This window comes from uncultured Proteiniphilum sp. (genome assembly GCF_937873925.1).
Classification (GTDB): domain Bacteria; phylum Bacteroidota; class Bacteroidia; order Bacteroidales; family Dysgonomonadaceae; genus Proteiniphilum.
The window spans coordinates 1-10,877 of sequence record NZ_CALNAT010000013.1 but is presented as its reverse complement, the minus strand read 5'-3'; the positions used below and the strand labels follow the sequence as shown (position 1 = coordinate 10,877).

At 46.1% G+C, this 10,877-nt stretch carries 9 protein-coding genes and 1 pseudogene; 4 read left to right on the top strand and 6 right to left on the bottom strand.

All coding sequences use genetic code 11. The features are described 5' to 3' along the window. The 3 genes and pseudogenes from Q0502_RS01020 to Q0502_RS01010 form a co-directional block, all read right to left on the bottom strand. Positions 1 to 243 (bottom strand): annotated as a pseudogene (locus Q0502_RS01020) (hypothetical protein); the annotation flags it as partial. Positions 244 to 479: 236 nt separating this feature from the next. Continuing rightward, a complete protein-coding gene (locus Q0502_RS01015) occupies positions 480 to 1,514 on the bottom strand; it encodes a L,D-transpeptidase (protein WP_298646110.1) in 1,035 nt (344 codons plus the stop codon). 152 nt (positions 1,515 to 1,666) lie between these two features. Next, a complete protein-coding gene (locus Q0502_RS01010; protein ID WP_298646112.1) occupies positions 1,667 to 2,374 on the bottom strand; it encodes a phenylalanine--tRNA ligase beta subunit-related protein in 708 nt (235 codons plus the stop codon). Between the two features lie 344 nt (positions 2,375 to 2,718). Between Q0502_RS01010 and Q0502_RS01005 the strand changes: the two genes are divergently transcribed. The 3 genes from Q0502_RS01005 to rny all read left to right on the top strand — a co-directional run bounded on the left by Q0502_RS01005 (position 2,719) and on the right by rny (position 5,032). Next, positions 2,719 to 3,009 carry a hypothetical protein gene (locus Q0502_RS01005; RefSeq protein WP_298646108.1) on the top strand — a complete coding sequence of 97 codons (291 nt, stop codon included), beginning with the start codon at positions 2,719 to 2,721 and terminating at the stop codon, positions 3,007 to 3,009. Positions 3,010 to 3,029: 20 nt separating this feature from the next. Further along, positions 3,030 to 3,332, top strand: a complete 303-nt coding sequence (locus tag Q0502_RS01000; protein WP_298646105.1) for a cell division protein ZapA — start codon at positions 3,030 to 3,032, stop codon at positions 3,330 to 3,332. Positions 3,333 to 3,502: 170 nt separating this feature from the next. Beyond that, complete coding sequence (gene rny / locus Q0502_RS00995) at positions 3,503 to 5,032, top strand: ribonuclease Y (RefSeq protein WP_298646102.1); 1,530 nt, start codon at positions 3,503 to 3,505, stop codon at positions 5,030 to 5,032. Positions 5,033 to 5,131: 99 nt separating this feature from the next. Here rny and Q0502_RS00990 read toward each other — a convergent pair whose 3' ends face one another. The 3 genes from Q0502_RS00990 to Q0502_RS00980 form a co-directional block, all read right to left on the bottom strand. Next, positions 5,132 to 6,466: a glycoside hydrolase family 57 protein gene (locus Q0502_RS00990; protein ID WP_298646099.1), complete on the bottom strand. Its 1,335-nt coding sequence runs from the start codon at positions 6,464 to 6,466 to the stop codon at positions 5,132 to 5,134. Positions 6,467 to 6,489: 23 nt separating this feature from the next. Continuing rightward, on the bottom strand, positions 6,490 to 7,746 hold the full coding sequence (locus Q0502_RS00985; RefSeq protein WP_298646096.1) for a glycosyltransferase family 4 protein: 1,257 nt from the start codon (positions 7,744 to 7,746) through the stop codon (positions 6,490 to 6,492). A gap of 211 nt (positions 7,747 to 7,957) precedes the next feature. Beyond that, positions 7,958 to 9,910: a glycogen debranching enzyme N-terminal domain-containing protein gene (locus Q0502_RS00980; protein WP_298646093.1), complete on the bottom strand. Its 1,953-nt coding sequence runs from the start codon at positions 9,908 to 9,910 to the stop codon at positions 7,958 to 7,960. Positions 9,911 to 10,082: 172 nt separating this feature from the next. Between Q0502_RS00980 and Q0502_RS00975 the strand changes: the two genes are divergently transcribed. Continuing rightward, complete coding sequence (locus tag Q0502_RS00975; RefSeq protein ID WP_298646090.1) at positions 10,083 to 10,754, top strand: rhomboid family intramembrane serine protease; 672 nt, start codon at positions 10,083 to 10,085, stop codon at positions 10,752 to 10,754. The last annotated feature ends 123 nt before the right edge of the window (positions 10,755 to 10,877 follow it).

The following is a 10,877-nucleotide window of genomic DNA, read 5'->3' as shown; positions in this document are numbered from 1 at the left end:
GCTGAAATCGATCAGGGTAAGCAAAGGATTATTGTCTTTATTTAACTTCTTATAACCCGTATATGCCGACTTAAACGCGTCGAAATGTATCAACCCGTCCAGATCCATCTGTTCGTATAGCCATTGACCTTCATCCTCAGGGAGTGCCGTTTTTACACACTCCGATTTTCCCTCTTTCCCTCCCATAGGGTCGGACAGGCCAAGGACAAAGAGAAAGCTGAAACAAATAATTATTTTATGCATATGTATATTCGGAAATAACGCCCCAATATAATAACTATTTCGTTAAGCGAGCACAGGGGTTAAACTTGTTTTAACTATGTCGGGCACAGAAATAGTCTGATGAATCGAACATTTTCGTTAAGCTAAATGAGCAGAAGACAAACTTGTTTGTCTTCTGCCATAGTGAGAATTGAAAATCGAGGAGCGAAGGCGACTCAAAACGACGGATGTAATCGAATTTTCTTTGGAATCAGTTGTTAATCAATTACGATGACAACAGATTGTTTAACCGTTGCCCAGTCGAAGACGAACTTTGAATGCGACGACGCATTCCTTACGCACATGTGGGAGCGGGGAGTTGTGCCCAACGTCTGGCTATATTCAATAATGCTTTTATTGGGATACTGTGTCGGGACACCATGTACGTATCCACCGTTGGTAAACCGGGATGCATAGGGTGCGAAACCGGCTATTTCGCTTGTTCCGTCGCGTGTGTATAACATTTTCTCTTTTTTCTCCTGCACTGCAAAGATTCCCGTAGGTGTTTCATGCGCGTAGGGCGGATTATGAACACCTGTCGTAGCATGGGTCATACTTAATATATTCCAGGTGTCGCCTGTTTTTTCCAGTGTCGAAATATTCTGGTTGGTCACATCGACCGCCACGACTTTGTCGAACCGGACACTGTCATGCCACGAGATGAGGTAACGATTCGGCACCAGGAATTCGCCTTCAAAGGAAACCCCTTTTACCCTGACCATTTCGGTAGTGTCGTTATCCGGCAGTTTCACGATCCATCCGTCCCTCCCGTAACGCACCAGTGTGGTATCGCCGTCGACGGAATAAAGCGGAGCCGATTGATAACGTTCCACGCCGAATTGATCCGAAACCCGTCCATATTCGTTCCTTACAAAATCGGCGACCGTAGGCGCTTCTTTATTCATATTCCTGTAATTGCTCAAAATGCCCCAAGTGTCCCCTTCTGCCATCGCGTTCTCGATCACTGCGATCTGCTCCTGTATTTTCTCCCACTGGAAATGGCGGGTAGTATCTTTATAGGGATATTCATCGTCGAGCAGGTATTTGTCGTACCGGATATTTTTCTCTAACTGGATATCCTCTCCTGTCAATTCTCTCTTTTTTTCCTCCTGATGATCCACGGAAGTTGTATCCGGGGTAGAAGTGTCTGGTTGATCGCTGTCCCTGTCACCGGATTGACAGGAGTTGCAGCCGACGATGAAGAGCGTCAGCGCAATGAAGACGGAAAAAAGATACATTGTATACCTGTTCATATGTATTGTCATTTGAAACCCGCCTGCTAATGACGGTGAGAAAGAGCGCCTCTATAGATTTTTGTAAATTATAACATGGTTTCAGAAAAGTTGTTCATCCATGTATTGAGAATCGTATAAAAACAACTGTTGGCTTCAGGCTCGCGTAAGATTTAAAAGATTGAAAAAGCAGTGTTACCTCCCGGAGTAGTCACGTTGAACAGGCCGATATCCAGTTCTTTGGCCCCGGCATATTTCTTTAACAGATCTGCTGAATAGTCTGTGGCTTCCTGTAACCCCTCTTTGCCGGAATAGCCGTTGATCAGCATCAGTAAGCGTGTCGTACCGGAGGAGATCTTTGTGCGCTCTTCATCGCTGGTGGGTGTGCCGATGCCGCCCAGTTCATCCCGGTAGACGGGCAATCCTTCAATATTCAGCAATCCCCTCCCGATCGCTTCGAACTTCTCCCCGGCTTCGCCTACGCCCAGCACCAGGTCTCCCTGAATCTTCGCTTCGTCGAAGCCGCCGATGGAGTAGCCGGTTTTCAGGGAGACCAGGTTGATCAGGTCGACCAGCGTATTGATCCGATAAAGTTCCTGCCCTTTCAGCATCCTGCGGCACAACGCTTCTGCGGAGGGACGGTAACGGCTGGGATCTTTCCCCAGCCTTTTATATACCTGCCGTGTAGCATGAATGGCAGGCCGTTGATTGATATCTCCCATTTTGTGCGTAGAAGAGGATCGGGAGCAAAATGCTTCGATCTCCTGCCATAAACCGGTATTATGGGGACTGTTCCTTACCTTGCATGCTATGGCTGCTACATGAAACTCCGGGCAGATCGCCGCAATCCGATCACTGATGGTTATGTTTCTGGTGTTCATCATCCTCTTCAATTAACGGCATAAGCCGAATCATCCTATTCACAAATTTCCAATTCAGTCCAGGAGCTAAGTCTCAAACTCTCAAACTCCTGTTTTCAATTACCGGCTCCCCCAATCGTGAGTTTTAATCTCCGGACACAGATCCCGGCTCTCAAATCAAAATTTGAAGTGCAAAGGTACAAAATATCAGGCAGAACGGTGCGAAATCGGATGAATGGGATGAATAAACGAAAACGTTCCGTACATTTTAATAAGAAAATAAATTAATCGTATTCAAAATAAGAGACAATTAATTTGTTAGACTCCATTTCAATGCCTATATTTGCGTGAGTTTTTGTTTGCATATGGCTGAAGAACATAATAAGCTGCTTGTTGATCTGGAGGTTCGAATAAAACAGGTATTGTTTTTATGTGACTCTTTAAAAGAAGAGAATACCCGGTTAAAGACTGAAATTCGATCGGGGAGGATCCATCTGGATGAGACGGCAAAAGAGCTGGAACAGTTGAAAGCAAAATATGACAGTTTGAAGACCGCCAGAACCATAACAGCCGCTTCGGTAGATGTGGACACAGCCAGGGCTAAACTGTCGAAACTGGTGCGAGAAGTAGATAAGTGCATAAATTTGTTGAAATAATTTTCTGAAAAATTTATGTGATGGGCGACGAGAAATTTTTATTGACATTAGTGATTGCCGGCAGGAAATATCCACTGAAAATCAAACGGTCGGAGGAGCAGGCTTTCCGTGATGCCGCCAAAAAGATTAATAGTAAAATAAACCAATATCGCGTTGTGTACGGGGGCGAGAACTCTCCTATGACAACACAGGATTTTGTGGTGATGACGGCCATTCAGGCATTGGCAGAAAATTTTTCTCTTGGTGATAAGAATAATACGAAACCCTTTGAAGATAAGATAGATTCGTTGATAGGCGAATTGGATGATTATCTGAAAAAATAATACATTCTATTGGGAAACAGTAGAATGGTAAACGCACCATTTATATGCATCGGCGGTGATGTGTGTAATTGAGTGCGATTTTTTATTTAATAAGAAGTAGAACTAAACTCCTTTCCGGAATGGTAGATTCTTCCGGCAGGAGTGTAACAATCAATTTAATAATATGTAATATGGAAATAGTGATAGGTATTATCGGATTACTGATCGGGGCCGTGGGTGCCTGGTACGTAACCGGTAAGACGGCCAATTCCCGTGCTCAGAATATTTTGAGCGATGCGGAGAAAGATGCCGAAGTAATAAAGAAAAAATTATTACTGGAAGCAAAGGAAGAAATGCTTCTATTGAAGACGGAAGCGGAAAAGCAGGCGAATGCGCGTACATCGAAGATCCAGATTACCGAAAACAGGCTGAAACAACGGGAGATGACGCTCAATCAGAAACAGGAGGAATTGAATAAGCGGATGAGCGAGATCGATGAGACAAAACTGACCCTGACAAGCCAGCAGGAGTTTCTCGATAAAAAGGTAGCCGAACAGGAACGTCTGCACAGGCAATCGGTGGAAAAACTGGAAACCATTTCGGGGCTCTCTGCGGAAGAAGCCAAAGAGCGGTTGGTGGAGTCCCTGAAAGAGGAAGCCAAGAGCGGTGCCCAGTCCTACATCAGTGAGATCATGGAAGAGGCTAAAATGACGGCCAATAAAGAGGCGAAACGTATCGTTATCCAGAGCATACAGCGAGTAGCGACCGAGACATCTATTGAAAATGCCATCACGGTATTTCATATCGATTCCGATGAGGTGAAAGGTCGTATTATCGGACGTGAAGGACGCAATATCCGTGCACTGGAAGCGGCTACCGGGGTTGAGATCGTGGTGGATGATACACCTGAAGCCATTGTCCTGTCCGGTTTTGATCCTGTCCGCCGTGAGATTGCGCGCCTGTCGCTTCATCAACTGGTAGCCGACGGACGAATTCACCCGGCCCGTATTGAAGAGGTGGTATCGAAAGTGAAGAAGCAGATTGAAGATGAGATCGTAGAGACCGGTAAGCGTACGGTGATCGACCTGGGTGTTCACGGTTTACATCCCGAATTGGTTCGTATGGTGGGAAAGATGAAATATCGTTCTTCCTACGGACAGAACCTGCTGCAACACTCCCGTGAAGTAGCCAATCTTTGTGCGATTATGGCTTCGGAGCTCGGATTGAATCCCAAGAAAGCAAAACGTGCCGGCTTGCTGCACGATATAGGGAAAGTACCCGACGACGAACCCGAGTTGCCGCACGCAGTACTGGGGATGAAGCTGGCAGAGAAATTCAAGGAGAAACCCGATATCTGCAATGCTATCGGTGCGCACCATGACGAGGTGGAAATGACTTCCCTGCTGGCGCCTATTGTGCAGGTGTGCGACGCTATTTCGGGAGCTCGTCCCGGAGCTCGTCGCGAGATCGTGGAAGCTTATATCAAGCGGTTGAACGATCTGGAGCAACTGGCGCTCTCTTACCCGGGTGTGGTGAAAACATACGCCATACAGGCGGGACGCGAGTTGAGGGTGATTGTTGGCGCCGACAAGATCGATGATCAGGATACCGAGAAATTGTCGTCGGAAATCGCACGTAAAATACAAACTGAAATGACTTATCCCGGTCAGGTGAAAATTACGGTGATCCGTGAGACCCGGGCAGTGAGTTACGCTAAATAAGTCTCGGGCAACTATTCCCAATAGACTATAAATGAAAAGGGTGGGGTCACTGCAAATTGTGATTTCACCCTTTTTAGTATTACATTCCTCAATAGGTATTTATCTGTTTTTTTGCATTTTTTTGTTCTTCTCTACTAACATCTCCTCATTGCTTCCGATCACTTTTTTCAGTTCTAATTGAAGGCGTTTGATTTCCATTTCCTGATTATGGATGGTGGTAAGAAGTGCGTTTAATTCTTCGTTATCCACCGTGTCGGGATATTGCGCTTTTACGCGGCCCACAAAGTCACTCAGGACGTTCATGTAGTTGTTGAAAGCGTCATAAGGCGACAAGTACGGACTGAACGGGCTCTGTCCGCTGCCAAAGTGTTTGGTGGACATGTAATGGAAATGATCGCTGGTCTGCAGATAGAGCCAGTCTTGTTTAAGCCGGCGGTCGGTACATAAACGAACCCGTTCACCTACTTCATACAAAGTTTTCAATGCACTCTGCTGCAGTTTGTTCCCCAGCCATGCACTCAGGTCGCGCTCCTCATCCGTCCATGAGATAGGATTAGGAACGGTAATGGTTCCGATGGGCTCGTGAGAGTCCAGTGCCTCACTGGGTGTAGCAAATCCGATCCCTTTTTCGAAAGCAAAGCGGGGCAATGCTTTAAAGAATTCAAAAATGCCGGTGTGTGACGGCTGCAGATTGCCCAGCGTCTCATAGTTCAGAAAGAGATTGACTACCTCTTCTTCGGGGGCGGCACCGGCTATCCAGGAGATAAACTTTTCTGCCGTCAACGGATACTCATTCCAACTGTAATTGGAAAAACGATAGGCTATATCGTCACTGAAACGGCTGTTTTTGAGCAACAGCTTCAGTTGAGGTTGTGCCGCCGACTGATAGACGTAGTTCGGGCTTTTCCAGCCCAATATATGTTTGGCGCCTTCGGTGATCATTTTGGAATACCCCATCTCATATACCATTTCGGCAATCTCATCGGAGTAGATAAGTTCCGTGTTACGGATAACAGTCGGCTTTTGTTCGAAAAGCATCTCTATCCTTTCGGAGTGATGTTTCACCTGGTTGCGGAACTCTTCCGGATCGAAAAGGCTGGCTAATGAATGGGCATAAGTTTCCGTAAGAAATTCTACGTTGCCGGTTTTGGTGAGTTCGCGAAACCCGTCTATTACTTCCGGCGCATAAATTTCCAACTGCTCCAGGGCTACTCCTGAAACGGAAAATGCTACTTTGAATTTTCCCTTATATTGGTTTACCAGGTCGAGCAACATACGGTTGGCAGGGATGAACGACCGGGAAGCGATCTGCTGCAGTATATCTTCGTTGGCGTAGTCATCGAAATAATAGTGGTCCCTGCCGATATTGAAAAAGCGGTATCTTTTTAACCGGAATGGTTGATGGAGTTGGAAATAAATACAAATTGTCTTCATATTTTTATTTGTTAGGTTTTGTTTTACATAAGGTTATCATAGATCCTGCGGACTTTTAACCCGGCATCTTCCCATTTTATATTGTCTACTTCTATTTTCCCTTCTACTTTCAGATGTTCCGCCATGGCGGGGTAAGTGCATATGGAATAAATGGCGTCGGCCATCGCATCCACATCCCAGTAATCGGTCTTGATAACGTTATGAAGAATTTCCGAACAGCCCGATTGGTAAGAGATAATGCTCGGTACACCGCATTGCATTGCCTCGAGCGGCGATATTCCAAAAGGCTCCGATACGGAAGGCATTACATATACATCACTCGATTTCAGCATTTCATATACCTGTTTGCCGCGAAGAAATCCCGTAAAATGAAATTTATGCGCGATGCCCCGTTCGGCAACCAGACGGATCATCTGATCCATCATGTCGCCACTGCCCGCCATCACAAAGCGGATATGATCGGTTTTGCGGATCACCTGTGTTGCGGCATCCACGAAAAATTCGGGTCCCTTTTGCATGGTGATGCGGCCCAGGAATGTGACTACTTTTTCAGAAACGCCGGAGAGCCGTTCAATTGCCTCGATCTCGGGACTAAGCGGTTCCACGGCATTGTGCACAGTGGTCACCTTCCAGTGAGGCTGATGGTAGTTCTCAATCACCGTACGCCGTGTCAGGTCGCTCACACAGATAATATGATCGCAGTTGTCCATCCCGTCTTTCTCAATTCCATACACAATGGGGTTGGGTTTGCCTCTGCTGCGGTCGAATTCGGTGGCATGCACATGGATCACCATCGGCTTGCCGGTAACGCTTTTTGCATGGAGTCCCGCGGGATAGGTCAACCAGTCGTGCGAATGGATGACGTCGAAATCATAGGTACGCGCGATCACCCCTGCCACAATGGAGTAGTTATTGGTCTCTTCCAGAATATTATTCGGATACCTGCCCGAGAATTCGATGCATCCCAGATCATTGGTATGCATGTAGGTGAAATTAGCATATATATTATCCCGCATCCGGTAATATTCCTGGGGATCCATGAATTTTTCCAGCCTCGATTTTGCCATTTCCCATGGTACATCCCGCCAGACAATAGGCGTGTTGTTGGCTCCTATGATCTTCATAAAGCTCTGGTCTTCGTCGCCCCACGGCCTGGGAATCACAAAAATGGTTTCCAGATCCTCCTGTTTTGCCATCCCCTTCGTCAGTCCGTAGCTTGCCGTTCCGAGTCCCCCGAGAATATGCGGCGGAAATTCCCAGCCAAACATTAATGCTTTCATACGATTATTCTATTTAGAACAAAGAGTAAAGAGTAAAGAACAAAGACATTTAAATCATGTTTTGGATCTAATGATTTAGATGTTCGTTTCATATGTTTGTTTTTGTATGATTTATCGATTGCTGAATTCCCGAGATCCGGAGACCGGATATTCCGGTTCTCTGCGTCAGTCTTCTGATTTTTTTAACTTTTCCTCTTCTTATTCCTTGTTTTTAATTTTCGGTGGTTTTATATCTGTTTATTATTCGTTGCGCTCTCAGCAGTTCCCCTACACTTATGGCAAAGGAATATCCCCCGTGGGCTATGAATGGAGGGTTCGAATCGTAAAATTCCGATATGCTTCCGATGCAGTCGTTTTGTATTTGCCCCTCCATTTCCACCATGATCCGGTCCGCCAGCGATAATCCGCTCATATGGAACAGGTTCAGGTAGGCCTCAATATAGTGGCCGAACAACCAGGGGAAGGCCATCCCGTTGAAATAGGCGAATTTTTTTTCATTTTCCGTCCCGGCGTAGTGGGGACGGAATTTGTCGCTTTTCGGAGTAAGCGAACGTATGCCGCAGGTGGCAAGCAGTTCTTTGGTGACAAAATCGATCACCGATTTCTTTTGCCCTCTTTCAAGGGGCGAATAGGGGAGCGATACGGCAAAGAGCATGTTGGGTCGTACATCCGGATCTTTATAATACCCGTCCACATGATCGTAGAGATAACCGGCTTTATTCAGGAAGATCTCTTTAAAGGAATTGCCTGCTAAACGTGCGCGTTCCTCAAAGTCGGCTGCCGTTTTTTCTTTACCCATTTCTTGTGATACCTCTTCTGCAAATTTCAATGCGTTATACCAAAGGGCGTTGAATTCCACCAGATAGCCCGACCGGGGTACTGCCGGTTTGCCGTCGATGGTTGCATTCATCCAGCTCACGGCTGTATCGCGACCGTAGGTCGAGAGAAGTTCGTTCTCTCTATCTAATATCAGATTGGGATGTTTACCCGCGTCAATATAATCGATGATCTCATACAGAAAATTGCTGTACTTTTTCATAAAGATATCCTTCCGTTCTTTCCAGAACTGTTGAAGCGACCATATCACCCACAGCAATACATCGGGGTCGTCTATCTGCTTCAGATAACTTTTCGATGGCTTGTCCGCCATAAAGTCTCTCAGATGGGGAATAGCCGTATCCATCATCTTCTCAAAGTCTTGCGGTTTATCCACTGAAAGCGTGCATCCGGGAAGGGCGATAAACTGGTCACGTGCACGCACTTTAAACCAGGGGTACCCCGCCAGAAGGTAATGTTCGTCCTTTTGAGGTATGTAATAAAACTGATGGCTTGAGTTCTTGAGACAGTTATAGAAATTGGAACGGGGAGTCCGCTTATATATTTCGTAATCGAATTCTTTTGCCAGGCTGGAGGTATCTACCATAATATCTCCGGTAGAGAAGATAATCTCTTCTTCCTTGGCGATAGACATTTCGAAACAGCCGGGTACGTAAAGGTCTTCCTGGAACGTATCTCCGCTTTGCAGGTCTTGCAGGTACTCAATGTCGCGGTACCAGTCGGGATGATAGACAAATTCCGGTTTTTTATTGAACTGCATGAACAATTCGGGATAACCGAAATACATGCAGGTGCTGATGCCGTTTTCCACTTCGCGGTAGGATTTGTCCACCTGATCGTTTTCTCGTGTGAGTTGGGAAATCTTCCGGAAAGCCAGGAAGGGTTTGAAACGGATAATCGTCGGCGAATGGGCGTCCAGAAGCGTATATCGGATCATCAGCCGGTTCTCTTTTGATGAGAACATGATCTCTTTCGACAGGATCACGCCTCCCACACGGTAGATGGTCTTGGGCACACTGTCGCAGTTGAATTCACGGATATATTTGTGCCCTTTCGGGTTATAGTTGTCGCCGGCATAACGGTGAATCCCCAGATTAAATTCCGCTCCGTGTTGTATTACCGTTTCATCGAAAGAGGAGAGGATAAGATGATTTTCGTCGTCCAGGTAAGGCACGGGCATCACAAGAAGTCCCTGGTACTTGGTTGTGTTGCAGCCGGATATGGATGTGTTCTGATAAGCTCCCCTTCGGTTGGTTCTCAATACGTTCCGGTACAAAGAATACTCCAGGTTAATCATCAGGTCTTTATCGAATTTCAAATAACTCATCGTTGTATAATTTAGGGTAATGGGTGCCGCTTAATTCCTGCGAAAGATAATAAAACGTAATTGAACTCACAAGTAAGAATGGATAATTTTTCGGTTTTCCCCACTTTTGCCGGGAAAAAGAAATTTGTTCGTACATTTGTGAAAGTGAATAAAAAACAGGTTATTCCCGGAAATGAATGTCGATAACTTATCATGGCATACTATAGAGAAGAAACGGATGCGACTCGCTGTCCTGCCCGCTATTGTGTTTATCGTCCTGATCTGGTTGGTATTTATAGTTGACTATGCGGGCTTGTTTAAATGGGATCTGTCGCGCTTGGGAATATTGCCGGGAACCATTAGCGGACTGATCGGGATCATTTTTTCACCCTTGATCCACACTTCCTTTTCCCATTTGTTGTCGAACACGCTTCCGCTACTGATATTGATCTGGTTTTTGTTCTATTTCTACAGCAAGATCGCATTCGGTGCCTTCGCCTGGCTCTGGCTGTTAAGCGGACTTTTGACCTGGATCATCGGACGCGGATCTTATCATGTGGGAGCAAGCGGACTGGTTTTTGCACTCCTTTTCTTCCTCTTTTTCAGCGGGCTGGTGCGGAAGTACATCCCGCTTGTTGCCGTCTCGCTCGTGGTAGCTTTTATCTACGGGAGTACCATCTGGAGTATCCTTCCCATTACCGAATGGGTGGATACTGCCATTTCGTGGGAAGGCCATTTGGCCGGTGCCATTAGCGGGCTGCTCCTCGCCTTCGTATTTCGTAAGGAGGGGCCGCAAAAGCCGGTCACGAACTGGGAGGGGGATGAGGATTACGACACCGGTGATGCAGACGGAGAATCTCAGTAGATTATTGTGTTAATTTCGAAAACAAATCCCTGAATATGGCATCTCTATTAATGCGAATCAGTAGTTGAAACTGTTCGCGAGTTTATATAGTTAAAGTATTTAAAATCAATGAAATAAGTGCGT